The sequence below is a fragment of the Pseudomonas sp. E1BtOHC1 genome, assembly GCF_058744285.1.
Map to the genome: position 1 here is coordinate 5874977 of NZ_CP196023.1, position 16311 is coordinate 5891287.

General features: G+C 60.9%; 15 protein-coding genes. 5 read left to right on the top strand and 10 right to left on the bottom strand.

The window, feature by feature from the left end:
- Positions 1 to 272: 272 nt before the first annotated feature.
- Positions 273 to 902, top strand: a complete 630-nt coding sequence (locus tag ACSSVC_RS26380) for a response regulator (RefSeq protein ID WP_317069484.1) — start codon at positions 273 to 275, stop codon at positions 900 to 902.
- Positions 903 to 1047: 145 nt separating this feature from the next.
- Here the strand turns inward: ACSSVC_RS26380 and ACSSVC_RS26385 are convergent, their stop codons facing one another.
- The 3 genes from ACSSVC_RS26385 to ACSSVC_RS26395 form a co-directional block, all read right to left on the bottom strand.
- Positions 1048 to 1356 (bottom strand): class I SAM-dependent methyltransferase, encoded by a 309-nt coding sequence (locus ACSSVC_RS26385; RefSeq protein WP_346632177.1) that lies wholly within the window; start codon positions 1354 to 1356, stop codon positions 1048 to 1050.
- A gap of 298 nt (positions 1357 to 1654) precedes the next feature.
- Positions 1655 to 2089: a DoxX family protein gene (locus ACSSVC_RS26390; protein WP_346632178.1), complete on the bottom strand. Its 435-nt coding sequence runs from the start codon at positions 2087 to 2089 to the stop codon at positions 1655 to 1657.
- A gap of 102 nt (positions 2090 to 2191) precedes the next feature.
- Positions 2192 to 3613 (bottom strand): MltF family protein, encoded by a 1422-nt coding sequence (locus ACSSVC_RS26395; RefSeq protein ID WP_492611677.1) that lies wholly within the window; start codon positions 3611 to 3613, stop codon positions 2192 to 2194.
- A 235-nt stretch (positions 3614 to 3848) separates the two neighbouring features.
- Between ACSSVC_RS26395 and ACSSVC_RS26400 the strand changes: the two genes are divergently transcribed.
- The 3 genes from ACSSVC_RS26400 to ACSSVC_RS26410 all read left to right on the top strand — a co-directional run bounded on the left by ACSSVC_RS26400 (position 3849) and on the right by ACSSVC_RS26410 (position 6730).
- On the top strand, positions 3849 to 4655 hold the full coding sequence (locus tag ACSSVC_RS26400) for a TatD family hydrolase (RefSeq protein ID WP_346632180.1): 807 nt from the start codon (positions 3849 to 3851) through the stop codon (positions 4653 to 4655).
- A gap of 85 nt (positions 4656 to 4740) precedes the next feature.
- Positions 4741 to 6222, top strand: a complete 1482-nt coding sequence (locus tag ACSSVC_RS26405; RefSeq protein ID WP_346632181.1) for a methyl-accepting chemotaxis protein — start codon at positions 4741 to 4743, stop codon at positions 6220 to 6222.
- 145 nt (positions 6223 to 6367) lie between these two features.
- Complete coding sequence (locus tag ACSSVC_RS26410) at positions 6368 to 6730, top strand: terminase (protein WP_346632182.1); 363 nt, start codon at positions 6368 to 6370, stop codon at positions 6728 to 6730.
- Between the two features lie 4 nt (positions 6731 to 6734).
- Here the strand turns inward: ACSSVC_RS26410 and ACSSVC_RS26415 are convergent, their stop codons facing one another.
- The 3 genes from ACSSVC_RS26415 to ACSSVC_RS26425 all read right to left on the bottom strand — a co-directional run bounded on the left by ACSSVC_RS26415 (position 6735) and on the right by ACSSVC_RS26425 (position 8832).
- Positions 6735 to 7532: an acyl-CoA thioesterase gene (locus ACSSVC_RS26415; protein WP_492611678.1), complete on the bottom strand. Its 798-nt coding sequence runs from the start codon at positions 7530 to 7532 to the stop codon at positions 6735 to 6737.
- A 110-nt stretch (positions 7533 to 7642) separates the two neighbouring features.
- Complete coding sequence (locus tag ACSSVC_RS26420) at positions 7643 to 8410, bottom strand: CHAD domain-containing protein (RefSeq protein WP_346632184.1); 768 nt, start codon at positions 8408 to 8410, stop codon at positions 7643 to 7645.
- A gap of 143 nt (positions 8411 to 8553) precedes the next feature.
- Positions 8554 to 8832: a hypothetical protein gene (locus ACSSVC_RS26425; RefSeq protein ID WP_213665776.1), complete on the bottom strand. Its 279-nt coding sequence runs from the start codon at positions 8830 to 8832 to the stop codon at positions 8554 to 8556.
- A 221-nt stretch (positions 8833 to 9053) separates the two neighbouring features.
- On the opposite strand from ACSSVC_RS26425, the gene ACSSVC_RS26430 reads away from it, so the two are divergent.
- Positions 9054 to 10088, top strand: a complete 1035-nt coding sequence (locus tag ACSSVC_RS26430) for a patatin-like phospholipase family protein (protein ID WP_123727037.1) — start codon at positions 9054 to 9056, stop codon at positions 10086 to 10088.
- A 28-nt stretch (positions 10089 to 10116) separates the two neighbouring features.
- Here the strand turns inward: ACSSVC_RS26430 and ACSSVC_RS26435 are convergent, their stop codons facing one another.
- From ACSSVC_RS26435 to kdpB, 4 genes are all read right to left on the bottom strand, one after another.
- Positions 10117 to 10812: a response regulator gene (locus ACSSVC_RS26435; RefSeq protein WP_346632185.1), complete on the bottom strand. Its 696-nt coding sequence runs from the start codon at positions 10810 to 10812 to the stop codon at positions 10117 to 10119.
- 103 nt (positions 10813 to 10915) lie between these two features.
- The gene (locus ACSSVC_RS26440; RefSeq protein WP_492611679.1) at positions 10916 to 13567 is read right to left on the bottom strand and encodes a DUF4118 domain-containing protein; all 2652 of its coding nucleotides are present in this window, start codon (positions 13565 to 13567) and stop codon (positions 10916 to 10918) included.
- 74 nt (positions 13568 to 13641) lie between these two features.
- Positions 13642 to 14187 (bottom strand): potassium-transporting ATPase subunit KdpC, encoded by a 546-nt coding sequence (gene kdpC / locus ACSSVC_RS26445; RefSeq protein WP_446439267.1) that lies wholly within the window; start codon positions 14185 to 14187, stop codon positions 13642 to 13644.
- A gap of 36 nt (positions 14188 to 14223) precedes the next feature.
- The gene (gene kdpB / locus ACSSVC_RS26450) at positions 14224 to 16302 is read right to left on the bottom strand and encodes a potassium-transporting ATPase subunit KdpB (RefSeq protein WP_346632558.1); all 2079 of its coding nucleotides are present in this window, start codon (positions 16300 to 16302) and stop codon (positions 14224 to 14226) included.
- Positions 16303 to 16311: the final 9 nt, after the last annotated feature.

The following is a 16311-nucleotide window of genomic DNA, read 5'->3' on the forward strand; positions in this document are numbered from 1 at the left end:
GCTGTTCTGTTATTTGAATGAACCAATGCACTCGGCCTGTCGTGGGAGGCTGTTGCGCCCCCCTCAACCAGCCCGGCAGCACTATCAGATTTGTCCGATTTAGATTTCAGAGAGGTCAGCCAATCATAGGGCCAAACAGCTGGGGCTTACGGCACAAGACACACTTCAAGCATCAGTGTTTGCACCCAGCGCACAGTACAACGTGAAACCTACTTATCCAAAGCACCCGCCAACACTGACCAACACCTCTAAAAACAAAGGGAACGCACTAAATGGGCAACATCATTATCGTCGATGACCACCCTCTGATTCGACTGGCCATCAGGTCGGTGCTGGAACCCCACCATCACACCATCGTCGCCGAAGCCGACAACGGTGCGGACGCAGTGCAACTGGTGCGAAAGCACATGCCGGACCTGTTGATCCTCGACCTGGGTATACCCAACCTGGACGGTTTTTCGGTCATCGCCCATATCAAGTCCGCGGACCTGCTTGTAAAAACCCTGGTCCTGACTTCCAGTGATTCGAAGAACTTCGCCCTGCGCTGCCTGCAAGCTGGAGCAGCGGGTTTTCTGTGCAAGACCGAAAACCTTCACGAACTGGCCAATGCAGTTAAAGCCATTCTGTCCGGGTACAGCTACTTTCCGGAAGACACCATCAATATCCTGCAGCAGAACACCAATGCCGCCAGCCAGGAAAGCGTGTTGATCTCGCGCCTGACCGATCGCGAGATCACGGTACTGAAGCTACTGGCCACCGGCCTCAACAACCAGCAGATTGCCGACGCTCTGTTGATCAGCCACAAGACCGTCAGTACCTACAAGGTTCGCTTGCTCAAGCGCTTCAACATTTCCAACCTCGTGGCGCTGGCCGACCTGGCAAAACGTAACGCCGTAGTTTGAACACCAAACCGTTGTCGCTTCATTAATAACCGGCCGTAGCTGCAACTGGGAACTTCCCAATCAGTGCCTGTGTAGGTGGAGTCACGATCTGAATACGGCGCAGTTCAGCAGCAGACTGTACAGCGCCGTCGGAACCGCTCTGCAACTAGCGGCGAATGATCAGCCCTTGACGGGCGACACGGGTCAGTTGCTTGATGACTTCAGCGGCATCCGCTGCACTGGGGGCCGGAATGACCGCCAGATCAAAGCTGTCGCTGGCAAAACGCGCCAATGACTCGCCCTCTTCGACAAACTGAATCAAAAAGGCAGACGGGCCCGGGGAACGCCGTGGCCAGCCGTCGAGATAACGCAACAACGTAGGTTGGTGTTTGCCGCCAAGAAGGATTTTCGGGTTGCGCTGGGAAAGACTCGCCGTGATCGGCGCAAGACGTACAAGGGGGCGTGGTGCATTCATCGTATTGTGTCTCTGCCTCAAGTTTCTGCCGGGCAGGTGAGAGGCAACACCGAACCAGCGCTTTAGCGGTATTTCGAAGCCAGACTATAGCTTCTATCAGTGATCTTTCGACTCACTTGGCGCCCCGCAAGTAGCTGTTTAAATCGGCGCATAGGCAGCATCCTAGAGAAGCCGACAGGTCAGTGTCAAGATTTCCCAGCAACGAAAAAGGCCTGCATTGGCAGGCCTTGAAAATTTTCCTGGCAGTTGATCCAGAGCCTCCGGAGACCGCCTTGGCAGATGAATCAAGCCCATCAGGTCACTTGGTTATTGCTGCATCCACAGACAACTTGCCAGCCCCTTCGAACAGGACCGCGACAGTACCGCCCAGTAGAGCCAGGGCGAACTCATAACCGTTATTGGCCATGAACAAACCGTTGCCGATATGCACCGAGAAGATCGCCACCAGCAAGGTGAAGGACAAGCCCAAGGCTGCCGGACGCGCAAGCAGACCAATCACCAGCGCCAAGCCAGCGAAGAACTCGGTACCACCTGCCAACAACGCCATCAGATAGCCAGGAGCCAGGCCTATGCTTTCCATCCACTGAGCCGTTCCCGCCAGACCACCACCCCCGAACCAACCAAAGAGTTTCTGCGAACCGTGGGCCGCAAAGATGATGCCGACGAAGATCCGTAAAACGGTCAAGCCGTAACCGGCGCGAGTACTCAGTAGGTTTTTGATCAGTGTGCTCATGTTCTGTAGTCCTGTGTAAGGTGGGGAAGTTGGTCGCCATATTAATCAGTTTTTATCATGTTAAAAGCGCAAAAAACCCAAGATAAAAATCAGTTTTTTCGATCATTTTCGAGACACAACTTTTCGTTCCTGAGGCTCCAGAGAGTCTCGCTCGCGGTCAAATGCCAGATAGTATTTATTGACGCTATTAACATAGCTGACCGCGCCCATGCCCACCTGCTCCATGGCAATACGCTCAACCTGGAAGAACCATTGATTGGGATTCAATCCGCGGCGCCGGGCCTCGCTGCGCATTCCCTGTACCCGTTCCGGACCCATATTGTAGGCCGCCAGGACGAACGCCATACGCTCACGCTCGTTGAGCTTGGGGCTGGCGAAGAACTTGCGGCGGATCATCGCCAGGTACTTGGCCCCGGCCTGAACATTGTTGTCCAGCGACTGGATATTGTTGACCCCGACCCGCTGCGCCGCCGAAGGGGTGATCTGCATCAGTCCGGTTGGGCCGCTGCCGCTCCTGGCGTTGGGCTGCAACGCCGACTCCTTGAAGGCCAGAGCCGCCAGATTCAGCCAGTCCATACCCTGCTCCCCTGCATGCTTCTGCAGCACCGGCCGAAGCTTTTCCAACCGCTGTCGATCGGCACGAGCCAGGGGGTAATGCACCTGGTATTGGCGGCGGTAGATGCGCAGGAAGGCTACATCCTGGTCCGCCGGGGTTTTATAGGTCTTGAGGAAACGATCGATGCTTGCCCGCAACATCGAGGCATCGCGCCGAACAAACCAATGCTCCTCTCCCGGTTCACTGATCTTCAATTGCTTGTCAAAACGCAACTTGGGCAGGATCTTGCTCCAACGCTCGGCAATCGGCTGCTCGACGATGGTCAGGTGAAAGATCCCGCCCTGGACCATTTCCAGCACATCTTCCACCGCCAGACTGGGGTCCACCCACTCGACCTTGATCGGCGCCAGCTTATGCAGTGCCAGTTTCTGATTGATCTGACTCACGGCATCCCCGGCGGCGCTGCCGGTGGTCAGGGTCAAGGTCTTGCCGGACAACTGTTCGATACGCGTATAACGACGCTCGCCCTTGATCCCCACCAACAGTAAGGGAACATTGCTGACGATCGGATCGCTGGAACTGACCGCATGCCCTGGCTGGGCCTCCAACAATTCCCCGGGTGCTACCAGGTCCCCTTCTCCTCGCTGCAAGGCGCCCAGCAGTTGATCCTTGGCTTTGGGGATTATCTTGAGGCTGATTTCCTGGCCGTCACGGGCATGGCCGTTGAGATACTGCTCGAACGAGCGCAGACGATGGTACTCGACGCCAATGGCCTGGCCCTGGACTTCACCGGAACTATTGCGGCTCTGATTGACCAGTACTCGCAGCACACGACTGCTGCGGATCTCCGCTAGGTCGCGGACCTTTCCCGCAGTCTGGGTTTCCGACGGCCCGGCCAAGCGCGCCACGGCCGGCATTGGTAGCAACAACGTCAGGCACAGCGCGAGCAATATCGAGGGTCGGGTCATCCGTTCTCCGCAAAGAATACTGTTCAACCCTTCGTCGTTTTTTGAAGAATTGATCGACAGAAACAGAGCGCCATGAGCACTGGCAGGGTGCGAAAGACAAGCGCAATGACAGCAAAAAGCCTGGACATCACGTTCTTCCGGCAGCAAAAGACAGCGTTAACTCGTTGTAGTTCTTGGTTTTTCTTATAAATCTACAGCTCTGATATGCTTTCCGGCCGCAGGCGGAGATAGCACCATGCAACTCATCGATATCGGCGTCAACCTGACCAATCCCTGTTTTGCCGAAAAACACCAAGCTGTTCTCGATCGTGCTTATGAGGCTGGGGTCTGCCAATTAATCCTGACCGGAACCAGCGTCGAAGGCAGCGAACAGGCCCTGGAACTGTGCCAGCAACTGGACAGCAACGGGCAGCGGCTGTTCGCTACCGCGGGCCTGCACCCTCACTCTGCCAGTGACTGGAATACCGACAGCTCCCGGCGTCTGCGTGCACTGCTCAGCGAGCCACGGGTACGTGCAGTGGGCGAATGCGGACTGGACTTCAATCGCGATTTCTCCCCCCGCCCACAACAGGAAAAAGTCCTGGAAGAACACTTGGCCCTGGCGGCCGAGCTGCAACTGCCGGTGTTCCTCCACGAGCGCGACGCCAATCAGCGTCTGCTGGATATCCTGCGGGACTTTCGTGACCGTTTGCCAGCAGCCGTGGTGCATTGCTTCACCGGTGAACAACGGGCGCTGTTCAGTTACCTTGATCTTGACCTGCACATCGGCATTACCGGCTGGATCTGCGACGAACGCCGGGGCACCCACCTGCACCCACTGGTGCGCAACATCCCCCGCGGGCGTCTGATGCTGGAAAGCGATGCCCCCTATCTGCTGCCGCGCAGCCTGCGCCCAAAACCGAAGAACGGCCGTAACGAACCGGCCTACCTGACTGAAGTATTGAGGGAAGTGGCACTGCACCGGGAAGAGACCCCGACAGACCTGGCCAACCACAGCACCGCCTGCTCCAGAGCTTTCTTCCGCTTGCCAGAGATTGCTTGACTCATATCAAGATTTTTCCGAGATCATGGCGGCACAATACTGGCACCTTGCCAATACTGTTTCGCTCAATCAGAGAAGACCTTCTATGGGTGCCTGGCTTAGCAATATCTCGTTGAAATACAAATTCTGGGCGGTCAATGCGGTCGCCTTTGTGACCACCTTGTTATTGGTGCTGTACGCCGTGCAACTGGAGCAGCAGGCACGTAGCCAGACCGCCCAAGCCGCCGCCCATAGCCAGGCCCTGCTGCTCAATGCCTGGCCTGCAGGACAGCCCCTGCCCACCGATGAACACCTACTGACTTTCTCCCAGGGACAGACGCCCAGTTTCAACGACCAGGCGTTGCCCGAGCTGAACGGCGCCAACGGCTGGATCGAGATCAACCACATGCCACTGTTCGGTGCCAACCCGTTGCTGGGCGCCGAAGTCGTCCATCGCGCCGACGGCCAGCAGGTCGCAGTACTGGCCCATGCTCCAAGCCTGGCCCAGGTCTTCAGCGACCGCTTCACCAACTATGCGGTGGCCGTATTCATCCTGATGTTCGCCATGCTCTGCGCCTCGCAGTTGCTGATTCGCTTTCTCCTCAGCCAGCTCAATACCCTCAAGGACGTCATGCTGCATGTTGAGAAGACCGGCGACCTGTCTGCCCGCGTACCGCTGTCCTGCAAGGACGAAGTGGGCCAGATGGCCAGCGCCTTCAACGCCATGCAGGCCGGTTATCAACGGGTGGTGAATACTGTGGCCAATACCGCTCGCCAGTTGGATCAGGGCGCCGCGCGCCTGGCCTCGAGCATGAATGATGTACGCCACGGCATGCTCGGCCAGCAGAGCGAAACCGATCAGGCCGCCACTGCCATCAACGAGATGTCCGCCACCGTCTACCACATTGCCCAGCATGCGGGTGCCACTCGGGACCTGTCGCAAACCGCAGACGCCCTGGCAGGCACCGGCCATGAAGTGGTCGGCCGAGTGCAAAAATCCATAGCCGGGCTGTCCAGTGGCGTGCAGCAAACCGCCGAGATGATTCAGAAACTCGCCGAGGACAGCCAGAAGATCAACGGCGTGGTCAACGTCATCCACAGCATCGCCGAACAAACCAACCTGCTGGCGCTCAACGCTGCCATCGAAGCCGCCCGAGCCGGTGAAATGGGCCGCGGCTTTGCCGTGGTGGCAGATGAAGTACGCAACCTGGCCAAGCGCGTACAGGCTTCCACCGACGAAATCACCGGCATGGTATCCGCCCTGCAAGCCGGCACCCGCGATGCGGTGGACTTCATGCAGGAAAGCTCGTTCAAGGCCGACGACTGCGTGCAGCAGGCACAGGAAGCCGGGGCGGCACTGGCGGAAATTACCGGTGCGGTGGCACAGATGCGCGAAAGCAACACTCAGATCGCCGTCGCCGCAGAACAACAGAGCCAGGTGGCCGAAGAAATGAACCGAGCGGTGGTCAGCATTCGCGATGTCACCGAAAACACCGTGCAACAGACCGTTGCTTCCGCCACCACCAGCAGTGAACTGGCGACCCTGGCCGGCGAATTGAGCAAGGCCATCGGCCAGTTGAAGCTCTGATCCGGCAGGATAAGCGACCGCCCCATCGCAACCACTTGCCCCCCAACCCACTGGCTATCGAACCGATAGCCAGTCTTGATTCGCCGCCAAACCGACTGCGCCCTATTCTTGGTTCATGAGTTTTCAAGCACTAAGGATGATCATCATGGGCAAACGTCACCCCAACCTCCCCGCCTGGCAATGGCGCGTCTACCCACAAAACCATCAGCATCCGACCAACCTGGTTTTGCACCTGATTGCCGTCCCCCTGTTTATCGTCGGTTTTCTGTTGATTGCTTCGGGAGTGTTCTCGCTGAGTTTCCTGAGCCTGGCCATTGGCGTGCTCGGAGTGCTGGCTGCCCTGGGTTTGCAGCGTCACGGCCATAGCCTGGAGGCACAAGCTTCCGAGCCCTTCAGTGATCGCAAAGATGCGGTACAACGCCTGCTGGTGGAGCAGTTCGTGACCTTTCCACGCTTTGTCCTCAGCGGTGCCTGGTGGCGTGCCTGGCGGCAACGCCACCGTCACTGAAGGCTCAGGCGAAGATGGTTACCGTCTGCCGGCTCAGGGCAATCAGTTGTCCCTCAGGACTCCACAACGCTGCGGCGGCGTGCCCGTAACCATCCCGGGCATGCTCGATTTCCACCCGGTACTTGCACCAGTCCAGGGTGCTGACTGACAACAACGGCTGGACGAATTCGATGGTCCAGGTCAGGGTGCTGCCCGCCGCAGGCTTGTTCAAATGCGGCAACAGGGCCGGCGGCCAGGCATCCACCAGCGCCAGGATATGCGCCTCGGTCACTGGTTCCTCCTTGACATCCCCACGCAGGCGTACCCAGCCCCCCATGTCCCGGGAACGGTTGCCAGTGAAGGGCATGCCGCCGATGCTCCAACGCATTGCCAGATGACGCATGAATTCCGGCGTCACGCCCTTGATGTAGGGCAGTTCCTGGCACTCATCCCAATGCTTCATTTCAGGCGCCGGTAGGGCGCCAACACTGACCGCAGACTCACGGGAAGCGCCAAAACTGCCCTGCACCAAGGTCACCACTTGGCCGTCCTGCACGGCGCGTCCCAGCACCTGGCTGACAGCCTTGCCTTCGCGCAGCACATCCACTTCAAAACTGACCGGTACATCCGGTGACACTGGACCGACAAAGGTGACCGCCAGGGAGCGTACCGGCCGGTCCTGCGGGACCTTTGCCCGCATCGCTTCGTACTGCAAGGCAACCACCAGGCCACCAAAACTGGCGCGCCCCTGAGCCCACTCGGCCGGAATGGTCAGCGCCTGGGGTTGGCCGCGTACGGCCTCAAGCAAATCGTAAAAACGCATGAAAACCTCGGGGGGGCAAAAAATAGACTCAGGGATCTTAACCAGCGTCGTAGAGCCGCACAGCCACTATTCCGGCCAAAGCAGCGGACAGATAAGCCGCACAACAGTGATCAGTTCCTGAAGCAAGCGCCGTGAAGCTTGTCCAGCACCTGGTCGGCGCGGGCCTGGGACTGGAGCATGGTTTTACGCCAAGTGGCTACACAGGGCAGCAAGTCCATCTGCTGTTCGGCCTGAGCCAGCCATTGCCAGCAATCATGCCAATCGCCCAGTGCTCCCTGGGCTGCCTTGAGGCGTTTCATGGCTTGGGGTGGCAAACGATCCAGTTCCGGGTAGGCATCGGCGGCGTAGCGCACACGCTTGATCAACAGTCGCAGGCGATGACGATCATGGGCAGGATCGCGCAACGCCTCTCCCAGGACTTTCCACTGCTTGGACAAGCGCTTTTCAATCTTTCCCCGTAAACCACGCAGCAGCCCCTGCCGCTCGGAAGCCCGTAGAAACCGCGGAAACGCATCCAGTACCAGGAACAACTGCGCCAACTGCGGCCCTGCTGCTATCGCCGAATACTCCCCGTCCAACTGGGCAATGCGATGCTCGGCGGCAGCATGCAGACCATGCTGATGCAGATAGGCCGCCAGCACTTCACGGTCACGAATCGGCGTCGTCAGTTGTCCGACCGCACTGGCCGCGGCCTCCAACTGCTCGACACCGGGCAAACCGCGCAGTGGACGCAACAAGCTGCGCAAGCGGCGCACAGTAATACGCAAATCGTGCAGTGCCTCGGCATCGGTGACGGCAGACAGGCGCGCCTGACAAGCCAGCAAGCTCACTTCCAGGCCCAGGATCTGAGCCACCAATCGATCAACCAAGGCAGACATCTGGCTTTCCCCAATACGGCTCACAAGCCCGACATGGGCTTATCCGACTCAAGAATGGCACCCCAGGCCCAAGAACGGCATTGCGCCAGGTCATTCGGGTCCGGGGTGGTGATTGACCGCTTCAGCGTAGCGGCTGGCGCGGCTCAGCGCCCGGCGCGGGACTCACGAATATAGAAGCGCGCCTTCTCGGCTTTCTTGGTGCAACCTTCAAAGGCTTCGAATTGCTGCTGAGTCTTGGCGCCGGTCAGCAACGACAAGGCCTTGGAGTAACTCACAGTGCCGGCGAAGCCTTCGGCCTTGGCCAGGTCCAGTTCGTGCCAGGCGGCGTCCAGCTGAGTGCCGCAGCTGTCGCGGTAGGCGGTCTTGCCTGCACAACCGGTCAGTACCAATGCCATCAGGGGCAAGCAGATCCAGGCTTTCATCAATGACACCTCAAGAAAAGAAAACAGTCGTACAGGTTAAGACGATCACAGCGTAAAAAAGTGCCTGACTCATCCCTTGGAAAATATAGCCGCAGGAGCATAGCCGCACGGCCCGAGACCCCCTAGGAAAAAACACCGGGCAGGTCCGGCCTCGTATCAGCAATTGAACCCCGGGGCGCTATGGGTGCATTGTTGCAACCTGTTTGGCGAAGGGACGAATCATGAACAAACGTGTCGCATTGGTCCTCGGCTCGGGGGGCGCTCGCGGGTACGCCCATATCGGGGTCATCGAGGAAATCGAAAGACGCGGGTATGACATCGCCTGCATCGCCGGTTGCTCCATGGGCGCCGTGGTGGGCGGCATCTACGCCGCAGGCAAGCTCGCCGAGTATCGGGAGTGGATCGAAAGCCTGGATTACCTCGATGTACTGCGCCTGGTGGACGTGAGCTTCCGCCTGGGGGCGATTCGCGGCGAGAAAGTCTTTGGCCAGATCCGCAAGATCGTCGGAGAAGTGAATATCGAAGACCTGCGCATTCCCTACACCGCAGTAGCCACCGACCTGACCAACCAACAGGAAATCTGGTTCCAGGAAGGCTGCCTGCATCAAGCCATGCGCGCGTCCGCAGCCATCCCCAGCCTGTTCACCCCGGTGATGCAGGGCAACCGCATGCTGGTGGACGGCGGTCTGCTCAACCCGCTGCCGATCGTGCCGGTGGTCTCCAGCCATTGCGACCTGATCATCGCAGTCAACCTCAACTCCACCAACCAGCGCCATTATCAGTTGCCGGTGATCCAGCGCCCACCGGCGTTCAAAAGCCGCTTCGACAGCCTGATCAACTCCCTGGGTTCGCACTTGCCGTTCCGGCGCAAACAGGCCGAGCAACTGTTGCTGCTCGAACAGGAAGCCTTCAAGAGCGAAGCCGCCGAGATCAATCCCTGGGTCGAGGGTGCCGAACCGGAATCCCAGCAACCGGCGGCTGCACCAGAAACTGACGGTGCCCCAAAGTCCGCCAGCGGTTCGTTCATCATCGACAACGTCGGTCCGGCCTCGCTACTGGACTTGGTGAACCAGAGCTTCGAGGTGATGCAGACGTCCCTGGCCCAGTACAAGATCGCCGGCTACCCACCGGACATATTGATCAACGTGCCTAAGCGCGTGTGCCGGTTCTTCGAGTTCTACAAGGCCCCGGAACTGATCGCCCTGGGTCGGGAAATCGCCAGCGACACCCTGGACCGCTACGAACAGGAACAGTAGCAAGCCCCGATATTCCGGGCCCTGAGGCTCAGGGCTCTCCCCCCAAGAGACGGTAGCCAACCCCCGCCTCGGTAACGATGAACCGTGGCTGGGTCGGATCATCCGCCAGTTTCTGGCGCAAATGCCCGACCACGATCCGCAAGTAATGGCTGTCCTCAGTGTGGGTCGGCCCCCAGATGTCCTTGAGCAGCTGCTGCTGGGTGATCACCCGCCCGGGGTGTCGTGCCAGTTGCGCCAGCACGGCGTACTCCTTGCGCGTCAGGGCCACTTCCTGGCCATCCAGCAATATCCGACGGTAGGCCAGGTCCACCGTCAGCGGCCCCACCTGCAATGCCGCTTCCTGTACCTCCCCCGCCGGCGCCTGTCGCAACAGGGCGCGGATGCGTGCCAGGAACTCCTGGATGCCGAAAGGCTTGGTCACATAATCGTTGGCGCCACCGTCCAGGGCTTCGACCTTCTGCACCTCGCTGGCACGTACCGAGAGCACCAGCACCGGTACCGTCGACCACTCGCGAAACTCGCGCAGTACCTGCTGGCCATCCATGTCCGGCAGCCCCAGGTCGAGCACCAGCAAGTCGGGCTTGTTCAGCGCCGCCTGGGCCAGGCCCTCGGTACCGGTACCGGCTTCAATCACTTTGTATCCTTGGGACGCCAAGCTGATGCGCAGGAACTTGCGGATCTGCGGCTCGTCGTCGATGACCAGGATGGTCGCGGTCTGGCTCATAGCTTCAATTCAAGACAAATAAGAGGCAAAAGAGTAGCGCAAGGCTGCTCCGGTAATCCGGGTAGCGCTTGCGGTGCGAGGCGTGACTGCGTTCTACAGGTATTCACAGATCCTGCTCAAGCTCCGGCTGGGTTTGCAATGGCAAGTGCAAGGCGATGCAAGTGCCATGGCCGTCAATACCATCGGCGACACTGATATGCCCGCCGTGGGCGCCAACCATGCCCTGACAGATCGCCAGCCCCAGTCCCGTTCCTTGCCCGCCCCGATCGCCACGGGCAGCGGTGTAGAACATGTCGAAGATCTTCGCCCGCTCGTCCTCGGGAATCCCCGGGCCCTCATCGCTGACGGCAAAACTCAATTCGTGCTCATCGGCACTGACCTTGAGTTGCAGGCGACCCTGGTTTGGCGAAAAGCGCGCTGCGTTCTCCAGGACATTGACCAGTGCCTGCTCGATCAGGGCGGCATGCACATGGAGCAACGGCAGGTCTGGTGGCAATTCGGTGCTCACCTGCAGTGGCGCCAGCACCGCACGCAGGCGGTTCAGGGCACTGCCGACTATGTCCCCCGGCGCAACCCAGTCGCGAGCCAGTTTCAACGCGCCATGGCCAAGCCGGGTCATGTCCAGCAAGTTCTGGATGTAGCGATCCAGGCGCTCGGCCTCATCCCGGGTGCCTTCCAGGAGTTCTCGCCGGTCTTCCAGGGGAATCGCCTCCCCCAGCGCCAACAGGCTGTCGATGCTGCCGCGCATCGAGGTCAGCGGTGTGCGCAGATCGTGGGACACCGAGGCCAGCAAGGCACTGCGTAACTGCTCGGTTTCACCGTGCAGTCGCGCTGCCTCCAGATCCTCCGCCAGGCGCGCCCGGGCCAGCGCCTGGGCCAGGGGCTGGCTGAGGGCGGTGAGCAAGCGGCGCCGCTGGCCACTGAACTCTTCGCCTTCCCTGGGACACACACCCAACAAACCCAAGGGGCCGTCGTCCACCGACAATGGCCACCACCACCAGCGCCCGAAGGGCAAGGTCCCGGTTCCCAGCCCCGCGGGCTGATCGTGCTGCCAGGCCCAATCGGCCGCCGCACGTTCAGCCTCGGAGAACTGCGGCGAGCCACCGGTTTCGACTTTCCAGCCGCCTTGCCCGTCGCGATTGAGCAGACAGATACGCAACTCGTCACGCCCATTCAGGTGCTGAGCTGCAGCACTGATCACCGCTTGCCGGTCAGTGGCAGCGGTGAGCTTGCGCGACAGGTCCAGCAGTTCACCGGTTTCCTCCTGGGTCTCGCGCAGGGCCTGCAATTGCCGCCGCTGGCGCGCCGCGAGGTTGCCAGTGAGCGCGGCCATGAGCAGGAAAAACAGCAAAGTCAGCACATCCTCTTCACGCTGGATGGCAAAGGAGAAACTCGGCGGGATAAACAGAAAGTCATAGCTCAGGAACGACAGCGCCGCGCAAGCCAGGGCCGGCCCCAGGCTGCTGCGCACGGCCACCAGCAACACCGCGGCAAGAAACACCAGCGAGATGTTCGGCAACGGCAGCACACTGGCCACCCCCCAGGCCAGGGCACTGGCCAACACCGTCGCCAACAGCGCCAGGGCATAGTCGAACCACAGCAGCGAGTGCTTGGCCCGCAAGCCCGGCTGATGGGGTTGCGGCTCGCTGTCCAGGACATTGATTTCCAGGCCATCGGCATTACGCAAGAGGCGCGCCGCCAGGCCGCCACCAAACCAGCGCCGACGCCAGCGGCGGCTGGATTGCCCCACCAGCAACAAACTGGCGCGGCGTTCGCTGGCGTGCTGGATCAGGGTTTTGGCCACCTCGCCAGCCCGCAGCAGGACCACCTCCCCTCCCAGGCGCTCCGCCAGTTGCTGCGCCGCCTGCAAGCGCAGACGCGACTGCTCGTCCCGCAGCCGACCGTTGTCCACATGCACCAGGCTCCAGGGCAGATGCCGACGCTGAGCCACACGACTGGCATGCCGCACCAGGCGCTCGGCCTGGGCATCGCCGTCAATGCCCACCAGCAAACGTCCACGCACCGCCGGGGCCGCTTGCCCCAATTGGCGATAGCCCAGGGCCAGGTCGTTATCCACCTGAGCCGCAGCGGTCTGCATCGCCAACTCCCGCAACGCGGTGAGATTGGTCTGGGTGAAAAAGGCGTCGATGGCCGCCCGCGCCTGCTCCGGTACATAGACCTTGCCGTCCCGCAGGCGCTCCAGCAGCTCTCGCGGCGGCAGGTCCACCAGCAGCAATTCGTAGGCTTCCTGCAGCACCCAGTCGGGCAGCGTCTCGCTGACCTGGACTCCGGTGATGCCACGCACCTGATCGTTGAGGCTCTCCAGGTGCTGGACATTGACCGTGGTGAACACGTCGATACCCGCCGCCAGCAGCTCCTGGATATCCTGCCAGCGCTTGGCATGCCGGCTGCCCGGAGCATTGCTGTGGGCCAGTTCGTCCACCAGTACCAGCTTGGGCCTGGCCTTCAACAGGCCGTCCAGGTCCATCTCTTCGAGCAGCACCCCGCGGTATTCCGAGCGTACCAGGGGCTGCTGTGGCAAGCCGCTGAGCAGCGCTTCGGTTTCGGCACGACCATGGGTTTCCACCACCCCGGCGAGCACTTTGACCCCTTGGCGCATTTGCGTGTGGGCGGCCTGGAGCATGGCGTAGGTCTTGCCGACGCCGGGAGCGGCGCCAAGAAAGACCTTGAGCCGGCCGCGGCCATCCCGGGGCAGATCAGCAAGCAGCGCGTCGGCGCGGCCGGAATCACTCATGGGTTATCTCTCTGCAACAAAACATTCAGTTCAATCCGCACTCTAGACGCTGTCACCCATACCAACGGCAGCGGTTACAGATTCTCCAGGGCCTGATTCAGGGCCAGTACATTGACCACCGGCGGCCCCACCAGCGGCCGCTCGGTATGAGCCTGCACCAGCGCCTCTAGCTTGGCCGCCGGCAGATTGCGCGCCGCCGCGACCCGCGCCAGTTGATAGTCAATTGCCTCGGGTGGCAAGTGCGGATCAAGGCCACTGCCAGAGGTGGTCAGCAAGGCCAGTGGCACCGGCCCTTGACCTGGCACCTGGAGCTTTTGGGCATCGTCGATCACCCGCGTGGCCAAGGCCGGGTTGCTCGGCGCCAGGTTGCTGGCACCACTGGACACCGTGGCAAAGGCTCCCGCCGATGGGCGTGGATGAAACCAGGCATCGCCAACAAAATCCTGGGCGATCAGGGCCGAACCACGCACCTTGCCCTGGGCATCACGCACCAGGCTGCCATTGGCCTGGTCCGGGAATGCCACTTGGGCCACGCCGGTGACCACCAACGGATAGGCCACGCCGGTAATCAGAGTCATCAACACAATCAGGCTCAAGGCCGGACGCAATACGCTAGTCATTTCTCTATCCTCGATTCATTCAATGCCGCAGGCGGGTTACACCAGGTGCAAGGCGGTCAGCAGCATGTCGATCAGCTTGATCCCGACAAAGGGCACTACTATCCCGCCCACACCGTAGATCAGCAGGTTGCGCCGCAGCAGGTGGGCGGCACTGGCGGCCTGGACCCTGACCCCGCGCAACGCCAGAGGGATCAGCACCACGATGATCAGGGCGTTGAATACGATCGCCGAGAGAATCGCGCTCTGCGGGCTGGTCAGGTGCATGATGTTGAGCACACCCAGCTGTGGATAAATCGCCGCGAACAGCGCCGGCAGAATGGCAAAGTACTTGGCGACGTCGTTGGCGATGGAAAAGGTGGTCAAGGCGCCACGGGTCACCAGCAGCTCCTTGCCGATCTGCACCACGTCCAGCAGCTTGGTCGGATCACTGTCCAGGTCGACCATGTTGGCCGCCTCGCGGGCCGCCTGGGTGCCGTCGTTCATCGCCATGCCGACATCGGCCTGGGCCAGTGCCGGGGCGTCGTTGGCACCGTCGCCGCACATCGCCACCAGGCGCCCGTCGTTCTGCTCATGACGGATGCGCGCCAGTTTCTTTTCCGGCGTGGCTTCGGCCAGTACGTCGTCGACCCCGGCTTCGGCAGCGATGGCGGCAGCGGTCAGCGGGTTGTCACCAGTCACCATGACAGTGCGAATTCCCAGCTTGCGCAACTCGGCGAAACGTTCGCGGATACCCGGCTTGACCACATCCTTGAGGTGAATGGCCCCGAGCATCCGGCCTTCGCCGCAAACCAGCAGTGGAGTACCCCCGCTCTGGGCGATCTTGTCGATTTCCCGGGACAGGGCCGGCGCCAGGTCGCTGCGTTTGAGGCCGACAAAGTTCAGCACCGAATCCACCGCCCCCTTGCGATAGATCCGGCCCTGGTAATCGACGCCGGACAGGCGGGTTTCCGCACTGAATGGCACAGCAGTCAAGACTTCACTGGCCGGTTCAGGCTGTGGATAAAGTTCACGCAGGTACTCGACGATGGATTTGCCTTCGGCGGTGTCATCCGCCAGGGAAGCCAGCAATGCCGCTTCGGCCAGTTCTCGTGCGTTCACGCCGGGAGCGGGATGAATGGCGCTGCAACGACGGTTGCCGAAGGTGATGGTGCCGGTCTTGTCCAGCAACAACACGTGCACATCCCCCGCGGCCTCCACTGCACGCCCGGATTTGGCGATCACATTGAGGCGTACCAGGCGATCCATCCCGGCAATACCGATGGCCGACAGCAGGCCGCCGATGGTGGTGGGAATCAGGGTCACCAATAGCGCCACCAGGAACACCAGCGGCAGGCTGCCATTGGCGAAGTGGGCGAAGGGCTGCAGGGTCACCACCACCAGCAGAAAGATCAGGGTCAGGCCGATCAGCAGGATATCCAGGGCCACTTCGTTGGGGGTCTTCTGGCGCTTGGCGCCTTCCACCAGGGCGATCATGCGATCCAGGGTCGACTCGCCGGGATTGCTGGTGATACGCACCAGCAGCCAATCGGAAACCAGCCGGGTGTTGCCGGTCACCGCTGAGCGATCGCCACCGGACTCGCGGATCACCGGCGCCGACTCACCAGTGATCGCCGCCTCGTTGACCGCGGCAATGCCCTCGATCACCTCGCCGTCTCCCGGGATCATTTCCCCGGCTTGGACCCGCACCACATCGCCTTTGCGCAGGTTGATCGCCGGCACCACCTGAAAGGTGCCTTCGCTGGTGCGACGACGAGCACTCAAGCCTTCGCTGCCGGCCTTGAGGCTGTCGGCCCGGGCCTTGCCACGACCCTCTGCCAGGGCTTCGGCAAAGTTGGCGAAGAGCACGGTGAACCACAGCCAGAGGGCAATCTGTGCCGCGACGAACGTCGGTACCGAAGTATCCGGCACGAAACACAGCACGGTGGTCAGGATCGCCGTCAACTCCACCACCAACATCACTGGCGAACGTTGCAACTGGCGAGGGTCGAGCTTGACGAAGGCCTGAATCAGCGCTGGGCGCCACAGGGCAGAGATCGCGGTACTCGAAGACTCGGCCTGGGTGCGCTTGGCCTTGGCGGCCGAATCAACAGCCTTGTTCGAGGCTGGAACATGCATATTCATCAT

What these genes read in the sequence shown, in the direction of transcription:
- ACSSVC_RS26380 (WP_317069484.1), top strand. Translation starts at nt 273, where the DNA reads ATGGGCAACATCATTATCGTCGATGACCACCCTCTGATTCGACTGGCC.
- ACSSVC_RS26405 (WP_346632181.1), top strand. Translation starts at nt 4,741, where the DNA reads ATGGGTGCCTGGCTTAGCAATATCTCGTTGAAATACAAATTCTGGGCG.
- ACSSVC_RS26430 (WP_123727037.1), top strand. Translation starts at nt 9,054, where the DNA reads ATGAACAAACGTGTCGCATTGGTCCTCGGCTCGGGGGGCGCTCGCGGG.
- ACSSVC_RS26395 (WP_492611677.1), bottom strand. Translation starts at nt 3,613, where the DNA reads ATGACCCGACCCTCGATATTGCTCGCGCTGTGCCTGACGTTGTTGCTA.
- ACSSVC_RS26415 (WP_492611678.1), bottom strand. Translation starts at nt 7,532, where the DNA reads ATGCGTTTTTACGATTTGCTTGAGGCCGTACGCGGCCAACCCCAGGCG.
- kdpC (WP_446439267.1), bottom strand. Translation starts at nt 14,187, where the DNA reads ATGACTAGCGTATTGCGTCCGGCCTTGAGCCTGATTGTGTTGATGACT.
- ACSSVC_RS26400 (WP_346632180.1), top strand. Translation starts at nt 3,849, where the DNA reads ATGCAACTCATCGATATCGGCGTCAACCTGACCAATCCCTGTTTTGCC.
- ACSSVC_RS26440 (WP_492611679.1), bottom strand. Translation starts at nt 13,567, where the DNA reads ATGAGTGATTCCGGCCGCGCCGACGCGCTGCTTGCTGATCTGCCCCGG.
- ACSSVC_RS26385 (WP_346632177.1), bottom strand. Translation starts at nt 1,356, where the DNA reads ATGAATGCACCACGCCCCCTTGTACGTCTTGCGCCGATCACGGCGAGT.
- ACSSVC_RS26435 (WP_346632185.1), bottom strand. Translation starts at nt 10,812, where the DNA reads ATGAGCCAGACCGCGACCATCCTGGTCATCGACGACGAGCCGCAGATC.
- ACSSVC_RS26410 (WP_346632182.1), top strand. Translation starts at nt 6,368, where the DNA reads ATGGGCAAACGTCACCCCAACCTCCCCGCCTGGCAATGGCGCGTCTAC.
- ACSSVC_RS26420 (WP_346632184.1), bottom strand. Translation starts at nt 8,410, where the DNA reads ATGTCTGCCTTGGTTGATCGATTGGTGGCTCAGATCCTGGGCCTGGAA.
- ACSSVC_RS26425 (WP_213665776.1), bottom strand. Translation starts at nt 8,832, where the DNA reads ATGAAAGCCTGGATCTGCTTGCCCCTGATGGCATTGGTACTGACCGGT.
- kdpB (WP_346632558.1), bottom strand. Translation starts at nt 16,302, where the DNA reads ATGCATGTTCCAGCCTCGAACAAGGCTGTTGATTCGGCCGCCAAGGCC.
- ACSSVC_RS26390 (WP_346632178.1), bottom strand. Translation starts at nt 2,089, where the DNA reads ATGAGCACACTGATCAAAAACCTACTGAGTACTCGCGCCGGTTACGGC.